Origin of the sequence: Herbaspirillum sp. SJZ099 (assembly GCF_007828355.1) — a bacterium.
Classification (GTDB): Bacteria; Pseudomonadota; Gammaproteobacteria; order Burkholderiales; family Burkholderiaceae_D; genus Herbaspirillum.
Window position 1 is genome coordinate 416274 of sequence record NZ_VIUO01000002.1, and the last position, 17288, is coordinate 433561.

The following is a 17288-nucleotide window of genomic DNA, read 5'->3' on the forward strand; positions in this document are numbered from 1 at the left end:
TACATACTGATTCCCGGCAATATTTCTGGCCGATGTGGTCGTTTTCGGATTGCGGTTCCAGACAATCCATTCGCCAATCCGGCTCAGGACTTCCATGATGCAAGAAGCGTGCTTGATGTGCACGGGCCGCTTGGCGACCGTGCGGGAGGGGGCTTGGGAATGGGAGTGCGCCCGGCGCGGCGGCCGGGCGGGAAGGCAAAAATCCTAGTTGACGGCGGCGTACTGCTCCAGTTCCTGCAGCAGCACGGCCTTGTCTTCCTCGGGCAGGAAGCAGGCTTCGATGCCGTTGCGCGCCAGTTGCAGGACCTGTTCGCGGCTCAAGTCGAGCGCGCCGGCCACGGCCTGGTAGTTGGCGGTCATGTAGCCGCCGAAATAGGCCGGGTCGTCCGAATTGACCGTGACGGCCAGGCCGGCATCCAGCAGGCGCGCCAGGTTGTGCTCGGCCATGTCCTTCACCACGCACAGCTTGAGGTTGGACAACGGGCATACCGTCAGCGGGATGCGCTCTTGCGCCAGGCGCTTCATCAGCGCCGGGTCTTCCTCGCTGCGCACGCCGTGGTCGATGCGTTCCACCTTCAGCACATCGAGCGCACCGGTCACATAGGCCGCCGGGCCTTCCTCGCCGGCGTGGGCCACCAGGCGAAAACCCAGTTCGCGGCAGCGCGCGTAGACGCGCGCGAACTTTTCCGGCGGGTTGCCGCGCTCGGAAGAATCCAGTCCGATGCCGCTCCACAGGTCCTGGTACTGGTCGCGCAGCGGCAACGCCGCTTCCAGCGTGGCGAAGGCGTCTTCTTCCGAGAGGTGGCGCAGGAAGGACATGATCATGGCGCTGCCGAAGCCGTCGCGGCGGCGCGCATCGCGCAGCGCCGCGGCAATGCCGGCGAATACGGTGGCGATCGGGATGCCGCGTTCGGTATGGGTCTGCGGATCGAAGAAGATCTCGGCATGGCGCACGTTGTCGGCTTGCGCGCGCGCGATGTAGGCGGCGGTCATGTCGTAGAAGTCCTGCTCGGTGCGCAGGACGTCGGCGCCGGCGTAATACAGGTCGAGGAAGGATTGCAGGTCGCTGAAGTCATAGGCCGCGCGCAGGTCTTCGACCGAGGCGTAAGGCAGCGCGACCTGGTTGCGCTGGGCCAGCGCGAACATCAGCTCGGGTTCCAGCGTGCCTTCGATGTGCAGGTGCAGTTCGGTTTTCGGCATGCCGGCGATAAAGGCTGCAAGCGCCTTGCCCGACGCGGATGGAGAAGTGACTGCTGAGTTCATGGCTGACTACCCTTTAAGAATGGCGAGAACGATGGGAGCGCCAAGGATATCCGCTCCCGAATCTGACATTATCACGCAAATCCCATACCGGGCCTACCCGGCCACGGCCGGGACTGAACCTTATCGCAGCCGCATGCTCTGAACAGCAAGTCGCCAGGGTGGGCCGATATCGAATGTGAAAGCGATGTAAAAATTCGATGAAAACGCTTGGCTGGCGGCAAAGCATGTTTAAATGCAAACCTTCATGGGGGGAAATGCATGCGCAAGACGATTCAGGGTTCGTTGCAATTGCTGGTGTGTACAACGGTGCTGGCCGGCATGTCCGGTTGCGCCTGGATGCCGTGGGCGGCGAAGGAAGATCCGACGGTGGTGCCGTTCAAGACCATCATGAGCGGTTCCTACCAGGGCTTCCTCAAGAATTGGGACGACAGCCGGCAGCCGGTTTTCTGCGCGCTGATCCGCAGCCGCGCCGAGTGGGACCAATGGATGGCGCCGGCGCCGGTGATGGGGGACAAGCGGCCGGCCGGCCCCTCGGGCGCGCATTTCGACACCAAGCAATACCTGCTGGTGGCCCGCACCATGCAAGCCCCCGATGCCGCCGAGCGCCCGCATGTGTTCACGCCGCTGTCGGTCACGCTGCGCGACGGCGCGTTGCGGGTCAATTACCTATATCGCATGCCGGCCTCCGGCGCTTCCTACCGCATCAAGGACTATCTGATGCTGGCCATTCCCAAGGAACGCTACACCACCGGGCCGGTGGTATTCTACGAAAACGACCGCAAGGTGTGCCAGCTGGATCGCTGAACGCAGCGAACGTAAAAAAAGCCGGAAGCGCGCAAAACGCTCCCGGCTTTTTCATGCGCCGATGCGGGATCAGGCGCCCTGGGTCATGCCGATGAACTGCTGCAGTTCCGGCGTCTGCGGACGGGTGAACAGCTCTTCCGGCGGACCGACCTCATGCACCTTGCCCTGGTGCATGAAGACCACGCGGTCGCACACCTCGCGCGCGAAGCGCATCTCGTGCGTCACCATCAGCAGGGTCATGCCTTCCTTGGCCAGGCTGCGCACCACGGCCAGCACTTCGTTGACCAGTTCCGGATCCAGCGCCGAGGTGATCTCGTCGCACAGCAGCGCCTGCGGCTCCATCGACAGCGCGCGGGCGATCGCCACGCGCTGCTGCTGGCCGCCGGAGAGCATGTCCGGGAACTCGTCGAACTTGTGGCCGAGGCCGACCTTTTCCAGGTTGGCCTTGGCCGTGACCATGGCTTCGGCTTCCGAGGTGCCCTTGACGATCATCGGCGCGATCATCACGTTGCGGCCCACCGAGAGGTGCGGGAACAGGTTGAACTGCTGGAAGATCATGCCGACCTTCAGGCGCAGGTTGCGCAACTCCAGTTCGGAAGCGCCCAGCTTGGCGCCGGCCACGCTGATGTTGCCCTCGTCGATGGTTTCCAGGCCGTTGATGCAGCGCAGGAGGGTGGACTTGCCCGAGCCGCTCTTGCCGATGATGGCGATCACCTCGCCGGGTTCCACGTCCAGGCTGATGCCTTTGAGGACCTCGTTGTCGCCGAAGCGTTTCTTGACGTTGTCAATGGCGATGAGCGGCATTGTATTTCCTTTCTAAAGACTGGCTGTACTTGGACAGCGGCCAGCAAAGCACGAAGTAGAAGAGGCCCACGATGGCAAACACCGTGAAGGGGCGGAAGGTGGCATTGGTGATCACCGAGCCGGCCTTGGACAATTCGATGAAGCCGATGATGGAAGTCACCGCGGTCGATTTGATGATCTGCACGCCGAAGCCCACGGTGGGCGCGATGGCGATGCGCAAGGCCTGCGGCAGCACGATGTGGCGCATCTGCTGGAAGTAGTTCATGGCCAGCACCGACGACGCCTCCCACTGGCCCTTGGGAATCGCTTCCACGCAGCCGCGCCAGATCTCGGCCAGGTAGGACGCGCTCCAGAAGGTCAGCGCCAGGCCGGCCGCCAGCCAGGCCGGCACTTCCACGCCGAACAGGGCGATCCCGAAGAACACCAGGAACAGTTGCATCAGCAGCGGCGTGCCCTGGAACAGTTCGATATACAGGCGGGCGATCTGGCGCAGCCAGTTCTGGCGCGAGGTGCGCATGAACAGGATGATCAGGCCCAGCGTGCCGCCCAGCACGAAGGTGACCAGCGACAGGACGATGGTCCAGCGCCACGCCAGCATCAGGTTGCGGACGATGTCCCAGGTGGTGAAAGAGATCATGCGTTCCTCCGGGCGGTGATGAAGTATTGGCCGATCAGGCGCAACAGCTGGCGCAGCAGGATCGCCAGCACCAGGTAGATCAGGGTGGCCACGATGTAGGCCTCGAAGGCGCGGAAGTTGCGGCCCTGGATGAAGTTGGCGGCGAACGACAGTTCTTCCACCGCGATCTGCGAGCACACGGCCGAACCCAGCATCACGATCACCACCTGCGAAGACAGTGCCGGCCAGATCTTTTGCAGCGCCGGGCGCAGGATGATGTAGCGGAAAATCTGCATGCGCGACATCGACAGCGAGGCCGCCGCCTCGATCTGCCCGCGGGAAACGGCCTGCACGCCGGCGCGGATGATCTCGGTGCTGTAGGCGCCGAGGTTGATCACCATCGCCAGGATGGCGGCCTGGATTTCGCTGATGTGGATATTGAGCGAAGGCAGGCCGAAGAAAATGAAGAACAGCTGCACCAGGAAGGGCGTATTGCGGATGATCTCGACATAGCCGCTGACGATGGGCTTGAGCCATGCCGGCCCTTGCGTGCGCGCCCAGGCGCCGAAGATGCCGACCGCGATGCCCAGCACGCCGCCGATGGCGATCAGTTCGATCGTCGTCAGCACGCCTTTGACGATGACGTCGCCGTAGTCGAAGGTTGATAGGAAATCGAATTGATAGGCCATGATGTCGTGTTTGCCCTGCCTCAGTGTTGCTGGGATTGCCGCGCGATGTTGCCGTCGCGGCGCCCTGGTGGTCCGCCTGCCCCCATTGCTGCTGTTGCCCGCATCGCCGGCGCCAGGCGAAATCGCGCCGGCGATGCGTTATTGCTTTAACTCAACCCAGCAAGTTACAGGCCAGCCGGCAGCGGCAGGCCCAGCCACTTCTGCGAGATGGCGTTCAGGCTGCCATCCTTCTTGGCTTCGGCCAGGATGGCGTCGACCTTGTCCTGCAGCTTCTTCTCGCCCTTGTTCAGGCCGATGAAGCACGGCGAATCCTTGATCAGGAACTTGGTTTCAGGCTTCTTGGGCGGGTTCTTGGCGATGATGGCCGCGGCCACCACGTTGCCGGTCGCCACCAGTTGCACCTGGCCCGAGAGGAAGGAGCTGATGGTGCTGTTGTTGTCCTCGTAGCGCTTGACGGTGGCATTGGCCGGGATGATCTTGGTCAGTTCCAGGTCTTCCACCGAGCCGCGGGTCACCGCCACGGTCTTGCCGGCCAGGTCGGCCGCGCTCTTGACCGGCAGGTCGGCCGGGCCGAACACGCCGTTGAAGAACGGCGCGTAGGCGGAGGTGAAATCGATCACCTTTTCACGTTCGGGGTTCTTGCCCATGCTGGAGATCACCAGCTCCACCTTCCTGGTAGTCAGGTAAGGAATGCGGTTGGCGCTGGACACCGGAATCAGCTCGACCTTCACGCCCATTTTCTTGGCGATCAGGTTGGCCACGTCGATGTCGAAACCCTGCGGCTTGAGGTCGGCATCGACCGAGCCGAACGGCGGGAAGTCCGCCGGCACGGCCACGCGCAGCGTGCCGTTCTTCTGGATATCGTCCAGCGCGTCGGCGCGCGCGGCGCTGGCGGAGAACATCATGGCGCCGGCCATCAGGCCGATCAGGAGTTTGGATAATTTCATGGCAGTTTCCCTTTACTTGACGACGTTGATGAGCGGCCCTCTCACTGCGGCCTTTTGGATGGATGACGTTGAGACATGATGTCGGTGACGGCTGCCGTCTTCACGGCCCCTTCGTGCGACACCGGCGCCAGCGCCTGCCGCAGCGGTTCCAGCGGATCGCTGCTGCGCACCTGGTTCAGCCCGGATTCAACATGCTGCAGGTGGACCTGCATCAGTTGTTCCGCTTGTTCCAGATCGCCGCGTTCCAGCGCCTCGACGATCAGCACATGTTCCGCACATGAATCCTCCGCCTGCTCCGACGACTGGTGCAGCATGGCCGTCAGGGTGGTGCGCGCGGTCAGGTCGCGCAGCGTTTCCGACAACAGCGAGTTGCCCAGGCATTCGCACAGGCAGACGTGGAAGTCGCCCAGCAGGTAGCTGCGCGCACCGACGTCGGCGCCGGCGATGGCCGCCTCTTCACGCGCGATGTGCTCGCGCAGCTGCTCCACCGCGGCCTGCTGGATCGGCCGCAGGCGTGCCTGGCGCAACAGGCCGAGCTCGATCACGCGGCGCGCCTCGAAGGCTTCGCGCGCTTCTTCCGGCGTCGGCTCGATCACGAACCAGCCGCGCCGCGCGCTGACCGTGACGATGCCGCGCGCCATCAGCCGCATCAGCGCCTCGCGCACCAGGGTGCGCGACACGCCGAACAGGTCGGCCAACTGCTGCTCGCCCAGGCGGGTGCCCGGCGCAAGCTGCTTGGCCAGGATCGCTTCGGTGATGCGGATCGCGATCTGGGAAGAAGACTTGACGGAAGGATTTGTGCCCATGTCCACTCATCAGCAAGTTGCGTGCCACACTGATATACAAGATTGGAATACAAAACTGCGCGACGATTATTGGCAGCGAAAGCCTTGCGTGACAAGGGTTTTCGGACAGTCATGCATGTGCGGTCGCACAAAAATTGCAGAGGGGAAAGGCGGCAATGCAGATCGGCAATGCCTGGGATATGGGCACGTGGCGCCTTCTGGTGCCTTCTGGTGCGCGCCCGCCGCGATGGCATGCACCGTCTTTGTGCGGTGCTTCAGGGACGGAAGATGGGGCGAGGAGGCAATGAAAGCCGGCTTTCCCGTCGCGGGAAGAACGGCCCGGTTCAGCCTGGAATGCCCAGCCGCCTGCCCGCCAGCCGGTATTCTTCATGGAGTTGCTCGACGATCTGCGCCGCCGGCAGGATGGCCGAGATGGCGCCGATGCCCTGGCCGCTGCCCCAGATGTCCTTCCAGCGCCTGGGCTTGCCGAAATCCATCGCTTGCTTGTCTTCCTTGTCCAGGTGGTCCGGATCGAGCCCGGCGGCGCGGATGCTGGGCTTGAGGTAATTGCCGGGAACCCCGGAGAAATGCGGCGTATACAAAATGTCATCGGCAGTGCCGTCGACGATCATCTGCTTGTGCAGCGGCGCGGCCGAGGATTCTTCCGAGGCGATGAAACGCGTGCCCATATAGGCCAGGTCGCAGCCCAGGGCCTGCGCCGCCAGGATGCCCTGGCCGTGGCCGATGGCGCCGGCCAGCACCAGCAGGCCGTCGAAGATGGCGCGCACTTCGGAGGCCAGCGCGAACGGGCTCAAGGCGCCGGCATGGCCGCCGGCGCCGGCGCAGACCAGGATCAGGCCATCCACGCCGGCGCCGATCGCCTTCTTCGCATGGCGCAGCGTGGTGACATCGTGCAGCACGATGCCGCCATAGGCGTGCACCTGTTCCACCACCCGGTCGGGCGCACGCAGGGAGGTGATCACGATCGGCACGCGATGGCGCACGCAGGTGGCGAGGTCGTCTTCCAGGCGCGGGTTGGACTGGTGCACGATCAGGTTGACCGCATAAGGCGCCACCAGCGCCTGCGGGTACTGGCGCCGGTAGGCGGCGAGCCCTTCGGCGATGTCGGTCAGCCAGGTCTCCAGCGCTTCCTGCGGCCGGGCGTTGAGCGCCGGGAAGGAGCCGACCACGCCGGCGCAGCATTGGGCGATCACCAGCGCCGGATTGGACACCAGGAACATCGGCGAACCGATCACGGGCAGGCGCAGGCGGCCCGGCAGGGCGGCGGGCGAAGGGAGCAGCAGTTCAGTCATGGCGCGATAGGGAAAAGTCATTTCTTGCCGAAAGCGGCGATGCGCTCCTGCATGTCCGGCCCTTTGCCGGCGTTGCGGAACACTTCATGCGCCAGCCCGGCTTGCAGCGGCAGGCCATCGGTTTCCAGCAGCAGGCGCTTGTTGGCGCGATGCGAGAACCAGGAACCGGCCAGCAGTTCGCGCGCCAATGCGTCGACATCGGCGTCGAACTCCTCATCGGCGAAGCAGAAATTGGCCAGGCCGAGCGCGGCCGCCTGGGCGCCGGAATAGGTGCGGCCCAGCAGCATCATCTCTTTCGCGCGAGCTTCGCCGACCCGGCGCGGCAGGCGCTGGCTCATGCCCCACAGCGGCGTCAGGGCCCACTTGGCATGGGTGTCGGCGAACCTGGCCGACTGCGCGGCGGCGATCAGGTCGCCCGCCAGCGCCAGCTCCAGCGCACCGGTGTAGCAGTGGCCATGCACGGCCACGATCACCGGTTGCGGCAGGCGTGCCAGGCGATCGATGGTGTGCGCCTGCAAATGCGGCCGCGGCAACGGCTGGCCGGCGGCGAGGTCGCGCAGATCGTTGCCGGCCGAGAAGCAGCGGCCGGCGCCGCGCAGCAGCACTGCGCCGATGGTGTCGGTCTGCTGCTCCAGCGCCGCCACGTGTTCGTGCAGTTCGAGGAACATCTGCACGGTGAGCGCATTCATCTTTTCCGGACGGTTCAGCGTCAGCGTGCAAAGGCCGTCGCGATCCTCGCGCAGGACCTGGGCGCTCATGGCTGTGCCGCCTGCGAGGATTGTTCCTGCTGCTGGCGCGCGCCTTCATGGGTGAGCACCAGCACGTCGCTGTCGCCTTCCTGCGCCACTTCGCCGCGCTGGTTGCGCAGGCGGAAGCGTCGCCCCAGCTTGCCGCTGCGGCCGCTCTTGCCGGGTTCGACCGAAAGGATCTCCAGTTCCAGATGCACCGTGTCGCCGACCACGATGGGCTGCTTGAAATTCCACTCGCGCAGGCCCAGCATGGCGATCACCGATTGCTCGAAGATGCCGATCTGGTGCAGCATCCCGGTACAGATCGCAATGCCCAGCGTGCCGTGCACCAGGCGCTGGCCGTAACGCGTGCCGCGGGCGAATTCGGCGTCGGCGTGGATCGGGTTCCAGTCGCCCGAGATCATCGAGAACATGGTCAGGTCGGCCTCGGTGATGGTGCGCCCGCTGCTGGTGAAGATCTGGCCGGGCTTGAAGTCTTCCAGGTAATACGAACTCATCGTTTGCTCCGAAAAGGGTCAGGCTGTCTGGGCCAGTTGTTGCAGCGCCATGTCGCGCAGTTTCACGCGCTGGATCTTGGTGCCGTTGGAACTCTGCGTGGTGGGGAATTCGTCGACCAGCCAGATGCGCGCCGGCACCTTGAAGGCGGCCAGCGCGGCCGCCGCGGCGCGCACCATCTCTTGCTCCGCCGGCCGGCTGCCGGGCGCGGCGATGACGAAGGCCACCGGCCGCGCCTGGTTGGCGATGTCGACCGCCACCACCTGCACATCGGCCACGCCGGGCACGGTCTTGATCACATCCTCGATTTCCACCGGGCTGACCAGGTAGCCGCCCAGGCGCATGGCGTCGCCCTGGCGGGTCTGGTAGACGAAGCTGCCATCCTCGCGCAGGTAGCCGACGTCGCCGGTACGGAAGAAGCCCTCGCCATCGATGGCCTTGGCAGTGGCTTCCGGGTTGTTGAGGTAGCCGATGAAATTGGTGTCGCTGCGGATCTCGATGGCGCCGCTGCGGCCGACCGGCAGCAGTTCGCCGCTGTCGATATCGCGGATGCGCACCTCGGCGCCGAGGCCGTGGCTGGCCGGCATGCCGCCGCCCTTGATGCGTTCCTCCAGGGGCAGCGCGCGCTGCTGCAGCGAGAACAGCGCCTGCACTTCGGAGGAGCCGTACAGGCCGATCATCGGAATGCCGCGCGCCCAGGCCGCTTGCGTATATTCGACGATGCCGGGATGGAAGCAGGCGAAACCGAACACGCGCGCGCTGGGGAAGGGCCGCTCGCCTTCGCCGTTCTCGATGATGCGGCGGAACATCTCGTCGCTGCCGAACACATGCGTGGCATGGTGCTGCCTGATCAGCCGCGCCGCGCCGGGACCGTCGAAGGTATCCATCACCACGATGGGTTTGCCCGCGGCAAACGCCGCCATCGTCGCGTTGAAACCGAACACGCCGGCAAACGGCAGCGCCGCCAGCAGGCGCACGCCTTCTTCCGTGAAGCCGTAGGCCGGGGCCACGCGCTGGCTGTGGAGGGTCACCGTGCGCTGCGGATGCAACACCAGCTTGGGGCCGGAGGTGGTGCCCGAGGTGGTGAACAGGATGCTGTGGGCGTCGGGCGAGGAGACGTCCGGCACATCGGCGTGCGGCAGCCCGGCCAGATCGAAGGCGACGGTGGGTTTGCCCAGTACTTCGGACGGTATGGCGCCATCGGCGGCGCCGGCGGCGTCGACCACGACCACCTTCTTCACGGTGCGGGCCGATTCGGCCGGCACGTCGCGCAGCACAGCGGGAAAGTCGATCTTGCGGAAGTTCAGCTGCAGCACCAGCATGCAGGCTTGCGAACGCTCCAGGATGTAGGCCAGCTCGTGCGAACGGTAGCGCGTGTTGACCGTCATCATGGCCGCGCCGATCCTGGCCAGGCCGAAGTACATCGCCAGCCATTCCATGCGGTTGACCAGCCAGACCGCCACGCGGTCGCCGGGGCCGATGCCCTGCTGCTGCAGCCAGGCCGCGGTGCGCCCGGCCATGCGGTCGAATTCGCGGTAGGTGATGTGGCGCTCGCCATCGATGAAGGCGACCGCATCGCCGCGTTCGGCGACATTGCGCGCCAGCAGCGCGGGCATGGTGAGGAGAAGGTCGGTAGCGGGCATGTCAGTACAGCTCCATCAGTTTCGCGTTGTCGTTGAGTTCCTCGGGCAGCGCCTCTCGGATGATGGCGCCGGACTTCATCACCACCACGCGGTCCGAGATCTTCAGGGCTTCTTTCACGTTCTGCTCCACCAGCAGGATGGCCATGCCGCCGCCTTCTTTCGTGCGTTGCAGTTCCCGGATCGGCTGCAGCAGATCCTGGAACAGCTTGGGCGCCAGGCCGATGGAAGGTTCGTCCATCAGCAGGCAGCGCGGGCGCGAGAGCAATGCGCGCCCGATCGACACCATCTGCTGCTGGCCGCCGGAGAGGTTGCCGGCGCGGCGCTCGTAGAACTGCTTCAAGGCCGGCAGCACCGACATCACCCAATCCAGCCGCGCCGCGCGTTCGCCCGCGGGGACGCCGGCCGACCACAGGCCCATCTTCATGGTCTCGGCCACCGTCAGGCCGGGGAAGATGCCGCGGCCTTCCGGCACCAGCGAGATGCCGGCGGCGGTCAGGCGGCGCGGCTCCACGGTTTCCAGCGTCCGGCCGTCCAGCAGGATCTGGCCTGCCTGGCGCTGCACCAGGCCGAACAGGGTCTTGAGCAGCGTCGATTTGCCGGCGCCGTTATGGCCGATCAGGCACAGTACCTCGGCCGGACGCAAGCCGAAGTCGAAATCGCGCAGCACCGGGCGGCCGCCATAGCCGACGACCAGGCCGCGCGTTTCCAGCACCAGCGGCTGCGGTTCGTTATTGGGTTGCGCGCTCATGTGTTCTGGTCTCCGAAATAAATGGCCGCCAGGTGCGGATCCTTGAGCACCACATCGGGCAGGCCGTCGGCCAGCAGCTTGCCCTGGTCGAGGAAGGCGATGCGGTCTGAAATGCCGACCACGATGTCGAGGTTGTGTTCGATGATGCACACCGTCACGCCCTTCTTCACCTCGGTGCGCAGCAGGTCGAGGAACAGTTCGTAGGAACTGCGATCCAGGCCCGAGGCCGGTTCGTCGAGCAGCCAGATGTTGGCCTCGGCGGCCATGATGCGCGCCATGCTGAGAAACTTGCGCTCGGCATAGGCCAGGTCGATGGCGCGCGTGTGCGCCTTGGCCGCCAGGCCGGTGCGCTTGAGGATGGCCTGCACCTTCTCGCGCCGCCGGTTGCGCGCGGCGCGCCCGCCCGGCTGCCAGATCCAGGAAGTCGGCTCCATCACGGTCAGCACGTTTTCTTCCACCGTCATATGGTTGAACAGGCGCAGGTCCTGGAAGGTGCGGGCGATGCCCATGCGGCTGATCTGGAAATGCTTCTTGCCGAGCACCGACTGGCCGCGCCACAGGATGTCGCCCGATTCCGGCACCAGGTGGCCGGTGATCTGGTTGAACAGCGTGGTCTTGCCGGCGCCGTTGGGGCCGACCAGCGTGGTCACGATGCCGGCGCGCAAATCCAGCGAGACATCGTTGGTGACCTTCAGCCCGCCGAAGCTCTTGTTCAGGTTGCGGATCGACAGCAGCACTTCCCCGCCCGGATTCTGGCCGGCGGCCTGCAGCGCGCCGCGGTCGTGTTCGATGATGGCGTTCATGCGGCTTGCTCCTTGGTAGCGCGCGGTTTGCCGGAGCCGACGATGCCGCCCGGCCGGTAGATCATCAGCAGCACCATCGCCAGCCCGTAGGCGATCTGCTGGATCGAGCCGATCTCGGTCTGCGGCAGGAAGGACATATAGCTGAACACGCCCGGCAGCAGCATCAGCAGCACGGTGCCCACGATCGGCCCGAGCAGCGTTCCGGTGCCGCCGATGATGACCATCGCCATCAGCAGCACGGAAGTGTCCAGCATGAAGCTCTCGACGTTGATGAAGCCCATGTAGAACGCGTACAGCGCGCCGGCCACCGCCGCCAGCATGGCCGAGATCACCACCGACATGGTCTTGATGACGGCCACGTTCTTGCCGAAGGCGTGCGCCGCCGATTCGCTGTCGCGGATGGCCTTGAGGTTGCGGCCGAAGGAGGACCGCAGCAGCACGCTGGTGACCAGCAGCACCGGGATCAGGCAGCACACCGCCAGCAGCAGGAACTGCACCGGGTCGACCACGGCATGGCCGAAGATGTCGGCTGGCGGGATGCCGATCATGCCGCCCAGGCCGCCGGTGACCGACTTCCATTCGGAAAACACCGTCACGCCCAGCACCTGCAGGCCCAGCGAAGCGGCCACGAAGTATTCGCCGCGCACGCGCAGCGCCGGCAATGCCAGCACCAGCGACAGCAGCCCGGCCACCGCCATCGCCACCGGGATCACCAGGAAGATGGAAGCGCTCACATTCAGCGCGAAATACGCCGCGCTGTAGGCGCCTACACCGAAGAAGATGGCATGCGCGATCGAGAAGATCCCGGCGTAACCCATGATGAAATTGAGGGTGATCGCCAGCACCGCGTTGATGCACATGAGGGTGGCGAGATTAAGGATATAGGCAAGCATGGCAACCTCAGCTGGCAGTGGCCCGGCCGAAGAAACCGGAAGGGCGGAACAGGATGAACAGGAACAGCACGATGAAGGTAATGGCTTCGCTCCACTGCGGCTCGAACCAGGCCAGCGCCAGGTTTTCGGCCAGCCCCAGCAGCAGGCCGGCGCAGGCCGCGCCGCGCAGGCTGCCGACGCCGCCGACGATGGTGGCGGCCAGGCTGATGAGCATGACGTGGTGGCCGATGGCCGGGTTCAGCCCGGAGCCGGCCGCCGACAGCAGCGCTGCCGGCACCACCAGCAACGAGCCCAGCGCGAACACCGTCATCGACAGGCGCCGCGGCGACAGGCCGTAGGCGCGTACCAGCTCGGGATTTTCCGACAGCGCGCGCATGGCCATGCCGGTATGGGTGCGCATCAGGAACAGTTGCAGCGCAAAGAAAAACACCAGCGCGATGACGATGGCGATGCCGGCCAGCGGCGAGACGAACAGGCCGGGCAGCATTTCGACGCTGCGCGAGAGCGGCGTATTGACCGACACGAAGCTGCGCCCGAACAGCATTCCGCACAGGTTCTGCACCACGATGCCCACCCCGAAGGAGGCGACGAAGACGGTGAAGAAGGAGCCTTCATGTTTCTGGATCGGCACGTAGACGAAGCGGTTCAGCGCCAGGCCGAACAGGATCGCCGCCGCGCAGGCGCCCAGCACCGCGACCGTCCAGTGCAGCTGCATGATCGCCAGCAGGTCGTAGAACACGTAGGCGGCGATGGTGAAGGTCGAGCCGTGCGCGAAATGGAAGATGCGGGTGGAGCCGAAGATCAGCGAAAAGCCGACCGCGATCAGCGCATACAGCGCGCCTACCTGCACCCCGTTGATCAATAGCTGTAGCAGCAGCATGTCTTTGTCCTTGCGCCGCCGTCCCGCATGCGCGGGCCGGCGGCATCATTGCATCCGAAGCGGAATGGCCCCGCTCACCTGGCCGCGGCGCTGACCACCTTGCCGCCCTTGCCGTCGATCTCGTTGATTTGCATCGGCATGGTCACGGTGCCGTTTTCGGCGAAGCTCACCTTGCCGCCGACCAGGTCGAAGGTCTTGGTCTCGATGCGCTGCTTCAACAGGTTCTCGCCGGTGATCGGCTGGCCCTTCTTGACCAGCTGCTGCGCCAGCAGGCCGAACATGCGCACCGCGTTGTAGTAGTTGGCGATGTAGGCGGTCGGCATCTTGTTGTACTTCTTCTTGTAGTCGTCGACGAAGCGCTTGGTCACCGGGTCCTGCGAATTCCAGTCGATGTTCTGCGAGGTATAGAGCGAACCGGCGGCCTCGGGCTGGGCATTGATCTCGGGGATCGAGAAGGCGGTATAGCTGGCCAGCTGCTGCTTGATGCCGTTGTCGCGGAACTGCTTGACGATCTGCGACTGTTGCGAGCCGTAGGAGGCGATGTAGATCACGTCCGGGTTGGCCGCGCGCACGCGCGCGGCGATGCCGCCGAATTGCTGCGCCGTGGCGGGGACCGACAGCGCCTCGGCCAGCTTGCCGCCGGCGGCCGGCAGCGCGCTTTCCATTTCCTTGCGGATGGCTTGCCCGAGCGGGTCGTCGATATAGACCAGCACGAAGTTCTTCATCTTGCGCTCGTTGACCAGGTAAGGAATGATGGCGCGCACTTCATAGTTGGCCAGCGGGATGATGTTCCAGAAGTAGGGGCCCAGTTCCGCCAGGTCGGGGCCGACGCCGCCGCCATTGACCGCCACCGTCCTGGTGCGGGTGGCGATGGTGGAGATCGCCTTGGAGACGCCGGTGAACGCCGACAGCACGTACGGCACCTTCTGCACGTTGACCAGCTTGTTCATGCCGATGACGCCTTGTTGCGGCAGCGCCTGGCTGTCCTCGTACTGGATCGACAGCTTGCCGCCCAGCAGATTGTCGGCGTTGATGTGCTCGGCCGCCAGGTTGGCGCCGGAGCCGAAGATGTCGCCGTAAGAGGCGTTCGGGCCGCTCATCGGGAACAGCGCGCCGATGGTCACGTCGGCGGCATGGGAGGCGGCCGACGCCGCCAGTGCGCAGGCCAGGACGCCCGCTTGGATTGCCTTGCTGAACTTGGTCATCATCATCTCCTTCGTTTCCTGTTATGGTCGGCGCCGTTCCCGCGGCGGCCGTCTTTTTCTTCATGTTCGGCCAGGCGATTGTGCGCCGGCCAATTGCCCTGTGCTTGCTGCTGCGCTGCTGCCTTCGGTCTACCGCCCTTTGAATACGGCACTGCGTTTTTCGCGGAATGCGGCCGCGCCTTCCTGGTAATCGTCGGTATCGCCGAGCAGGCGCTGCGATGCCGTTTCCAGGTCAAGTTGCTGCGCCAGGGTGTTGCTCTGGGCGGCATAAATGGCGTGCTTGGTCAGGGCCAGCGCGCGCGTGGCCGATTGCGCCAGTTGCGCCACCAGCGCGCGGCTGGCGGCGTCGAATTCATCGTCCGGCACGCAGCGCCAGATCAGGCCCCAGTCGGCGGCTTGCTGGGCTTCCAGCTTGTCGTTGAGCAGGCACAGCGCCATCGCGCGCGCCGTGCCGATGCGCTGCGGCAGGAACTGCGAGGCGCCGCCATCGGGCATCAGGCCCAATTTGGTGAAACCCTGCAGGAAGTAGGCCGAGCGCTTGGCGATCACGATGTCGCAGGCCAGCGCCAGGGTCGCGCCCACGCCCACTGCCAGCCCGTTCATGGCGCACACCACCGGCGCCGGCAGCGCGCGCAGGCGCAGCATCAGCGGCTTGTAGTAACGCTCCAGCGCCGCGCCCATGTCGCGCTTCTGGCCGTCCGGCAGCGGCTTGCGGTCGCCCTGGTCCTGGCCGGCGCAAAAGGCGCGGCCGGCGCCGGTGATGACCAGCACGCGCAGCGCCGGGTCATGCTCGACGCGGTCGAGGAAAGCGGCGATGGCGTCGTGCATCGCATCGTTGAGGCTGTTGAGCCGGTCCGGCCGGTTCAGCGTGACGGTCGCCACGCCATCGGCGAACTCGCACAGTACGGGAGGCTGATCCATATTCCTGGCTCCGTTTTCAGCCGCGCAGGTGGGCGCTGGCGCGGTCTTCGATCTCATGCCACAACCGGTAGGACATCGGCGACTGCGATTCTTCCAGGATGTGGCCCACCAGGCCGATGGCGCGCGCCATCACGCCGAAGCCGCGCACGATCTGCCAGGGGAAGCCGAACTCGCAGCAGATCGCGCCCAGCGCGCCGGTGGCGTTGATCGGCAAGACCTTGCCGGTGGCGCGTTCGGCCTCGGCCTGGATCAGTTGCACCAGCTTGACGTACTTGCCGGCCATGTCGTTTTCTTCGGCCAGCTGGAACAGGCGCGGGGTGCGCGGATCGATGGGCTTGTGCACCGGATGGCCCAGGCCGGGGATGGCCTGCTTGCGGGCGCGGAAAGCGGCCACGGTCTGTTCGGCCAGCGCCTGCAGGTCGGGCTGGTCGCCGGCGCCTTCAAAGGCTTCGTACAGCATCTTGGCCGAGCCTTCGGTGGTGCCGACGAACACCGTGCCCAGCCCGCACAGGCCGGCGGCCACCGCCGCCTGCAGCGATTCGGGCGCGCCGGCGTAAGTCATGCGGGCGGCGATCGCGCTGGGAGTGATGCCGTGCTCGACCAGCGTGATCAGCAGGGCGTTGAACATGCGCGACTGCTGCTGCGTGGCGGTCTTGCCGGTCAGTTGCAGGTAGGCGAAATCGCCCAGGTTCATCTTGCCGAGAATCTCGTTGGGCAGATCCTTGCCGCGCACCACGATGCGGTCTGGGGTGCTGTAGGCGATGTCGGATCTGATGTCTGCTGTCTTGCCGGTCATGTCTTTCTCCGTTGTGCTTGCGGTATAGGTGGTGTCAGGCGGCGATTTCGGCCGTGCCGTTGGCCAGCACGACCTGGTTGCGCTCGACTGCGCGCGACTGGAATTGCAATTGCGTACCGTCGCGCCAGATTTCGGTGCGGATGGTTTCGCCGGGATAGACCGGCGCCGAAAAGCGCGTGGCCAGCGCGCGCAAGCGGCTGGCGTCGTAACCGCAGCAACTGCGCACCAGCGCATGACAGGCTACGCCGTATGTCGCCAGCCCATGCAGGATGGGGGAGGGAAAGCCGGCGCGGCGCGCGGTTTGCGGGTCGGCATGCAGCGGATTGCGGTCGGCCGACAGGCGATATACCAGCGCGCTTTCGGGGCGCGTCGGCAATTCGCACACCAGGTCGGGTTCGCGTCCGGGCACGGCCGGCATGGCGGGCGGCGTGTCGTCGCTGGGCTGGCCTTGTGCGGCAAAGCCGCCGTCGCCGCGGCAAAAGCTGGTCTGCTCGACGGTGGCCAGCAACTCGCCGGACGGGTCGCGCAGTTCGCGCTCGACGATCAGCAAGGCGCCTTTGTCGCGGCCCTTGTCGACGATCGCTTTCACGCGCGATACGCCGGTCACCGTGCCGGACGATGGCAGCGTGCGATGCAGGCGCAGGCGCTGTTCCCCGTGCACGACCTTCAACAGGTCGACGCCGGCTTCCGGCGCGCCCATCCACAGGCCGGGGTGGGCCAGGATCACCGCCATGCTGGGCATGGCCTGCAGGTTCTTCTCATAGACGAAGCGCAGCGCGTCTTCGCCGTCAGGCAAGGTCGCCGCGGCGCCGACGCCGATGCCCAGCGCGTACAGCATGCTGTCGTCTGCGTCGTAGCTGTGCTGCAGCACCGGGAAGTTCCAGTTCTTCAGCTTATGGTAGTCGATGGCCATGGCTGTGTTTTCCTTGCCGCC

Annotated in this window: 19 protein-coding genes; 1 reads left to right on the plus strand and 18 read right to left on the minus strand. The window is 65.4% G+C overall.

Annotation, left to right across the window (positions count from 1 at the left end):
* Positions 1 to 204: 204 nt before the first annotated feature.
* Entirely contained in the window at positions 205 to 1263 is a 1059-nt protein-coding gene (locus FB597_RS06940; RefSeq protein WP_144768817.1) for an adenosine deaminase, read from the minus strand.
* Between the two features lie 258 nt (positions 1264 to 1521).
* Between FB597_RS06940 and FB597_RS06945 the strand changes: the two genes are divergently transcribed.
* Complete coding sequence (locus FB597_RS06945; RefSeq protein WP_144768819.1) at positions 1522 to 2067, plus strand: hypothetical protein; 546 nt, start codon at positions 1522 to 1524, stop codon at positions 2065 to 2067.
* A gap of 69 nt (positions 2068 to 2136) precedes the next feature.
* Here the strand turns inward: FB597_RS06945 and FB597_RS06950 are convergent, their stop codons facing one another.
* The 17 genes from FB597_RS06950 to FB597_RS07030 all read right to left on the minus strand — a co-directional run bounded on the left by FB597_RS06950 (position 2137) and on the right by FB597_RS07030 (position 17267).
* Complete coding sequence (locus tag FB597_RS06950; RefSeq protein WP_144768821.1) at positions 2137 to 2871, minus strand: amino acid ABC transporter ATP-binding protein; 735 nt, start codon at positions 2869 to 2871, stop codon at positions 2137 to 2139.
* Positions 2852 to 3508, minus strand: coding sequence for an amino acid ABC transporter permease (locus FB597_RS06955; RefSeq protein ID WP_141913809.1), 657 nt, complete (start codon positions 3506 to 3508; stop codon positions 2852 to 2854). Before FB597_RS06955 ends, FB597_RS06950 begins: the two co-directional genes overlap by 20 nt.
* Positions 3505 to 4176, minus strand: a complete 672-nt coding sequence (locus tag FB597_RS06960; protein WP_141913808.1) for an amino acid ABC transporter permease — start codon at positions 4174 to 4176, stop codon at positions 3505 to 3507. The genes FB597_RS06955 and FB597_RS06960 overlap by 4 nt, the downstream gene beginning before the upstream one ends.
* Positions 4177 to 4340: 164 nt before the next feature.
* Entirely contained in the window at positions 4341 to 5123 is a 783-nt protein-coding gene (locus FB597_RS06965; RefSeq protein ID WP_144768823.1) for a transporter substrate-binding domain-containing protein, read from the minus strand.
* A 41-nt stretch (positions 5124 to 5164) separates the two neighbouring features.
* On the minus strand, positions 5165 to 5929 hold the full coding sequence (locus FB597_RS06970; protein ID WP_144768825.1) for a GntR family transcriptional regulator: 765 nt from the start codon (positions 5927 to 5929) through the stop codon (positions 5165 to 5167).
* A gap of 323 nt (positions 5930 to 6252) precedes the next feature.
* On the minus strand, positions 6253 to 7242 hold the full coding sequence (locus FB597_RS06975; protein WP_370454649.1) for an NAD(P)H-dependent flavin oxidoreductase: 990 nt from the start codon (positions 7240 to 7242) through the stop codon (positions 6253 to 6255).
* A complete protein-coding gene (locus FB597_RS06980) occupies positions 7239 to 7979 on the minus strand; it encodes an enoyl-CoA hydratase/isomerase family protein (protein WP_144768827.1) in 741 nt (246 codons plus the stop codon). Before FB597_RS06980 ends, FB597_RS06975 begins: the two co-directional genes overlap by 4 nt.
* Positions 7976 to 8467, minus strand: coding sequence for a MaoC/PaaZ C-terminal domain-containing protein (locus tag FB597_RS06985; RefSeq protein ID WP_144768829.1), 492 nt, complete (start codon positions 8465 to 8467; stop codon positions 7976 to 7978). The genes FB597_RS06980 and FB597_RS06985 overlap by 4 nt, the downstream gene beginning before the upstream one ends.
* Before the next feature lie 18 nt (positions 8468 to 8485).
* Positions 8486 to 10108, minus strand: coding sequence for an AMP-binding protein (locus FB597_RS06990; protein WP_141913803.1), 1623 nt, complete (start codon positions 10106 to 10108; stop codon positions 8486 to 8488).
* 1 nt (position 10109) lies between these two features.
* Complete coding sequence (locus tag FB597_RS06995) at positions 10110 to 10856, minus strand: ABC transporter ATP-binding protein (RefSeq protein ID WP_144768831.1); 747 nt, start codon at positions 10854 to 10856, stop codon at positions 10110 to 10112.
* A complete protein-coding gene (locus FB597_RS07000) occupies positions 10853 to 11659 on the minus strand; it encodes an ABC transporter ATP-binding protein (protein ID WP_141913801.1) in 807 nt (268 codons plus the stop codon). The genes FB597_RS06995 and FB597_RS07000 overlap by 4 nt, the downstream gene beginning before the upstream one ends.
* On the minus strand, positions 11656 to 12552 hold the full coding sequence (locus FB597_RS07005) for a branched-chain amino acid ABC transporter permease (RefSeq protein WP_141913800.1): 897 nt from the start codon (positions 12550 to 12552) through the stop codon (positions 11656 to 11658). Before FB597_RS07005 ends, FB597_RS07000 begins: the two co-directional genes overlap by 4 nt.
* Before the next feature lie 7 nt (positions 12553 to 12559).
* Positions 12560 to 13432: a branched-chain amino acid ABC transporter permease gene (locus FB597_RS07010; protein ID WP_141913799.1), complete on the minus strand. Its 873-nt coding sequence runs from the start codon at positions 13430 to 13432 to the stop codon at positions 12560 to 12562.
* Between the two features lie 74 nt (positions 13433 to 13506).
* A complete protein-coding gene (locus FB597_RS07015; RefSeq protein WP_141913798.1) occupies positions 13507 to 14637 on the minus strand; it encodes an ABC transporter substrate-binding protein in 1131 nt (376 codons plus the stop codon).
* Between the two features lie 129 nt (positions 14638 to 14766).
* On the minus strand, positions 14767 to 15558 hold the full coding sequence (locus FB597_RS07020; protein WP_141913797.1) for an enoyl-CoA hydratase-related protein: 792 nt from the start codon (positions 15556 to 15558) through the stop codon (positions 14767 to 14769).
* A 16-nt stretch (positions 15559 to 15574) separates the two neighbouring features.
* Positions 15575 to 16354 (minus strand): citryl-CoA lyase, encoded by a 780-nt coding sequence (locus FB597_RS07025; RefSeq protein ID WP_141913796.1) that lies wholly within the window; start codon positions 16352 to 16354, stop codon positions 15575 to 15577.
* Between the two features lie 34 nt (positions 16355 to 16388).
* Entirely contained in the window at positions 16389 to 17267 is an 879-nt protein-coding gene (locus tag FB597_RS07030) for a MaoC/PaaZ C-terminal domain-containing protein (RefSeq protein ID WP_144768833.1), read from the minus strand.
* Between the last annotated feature and the right edge of the window lie 21 nt (positions 17268 to 17288).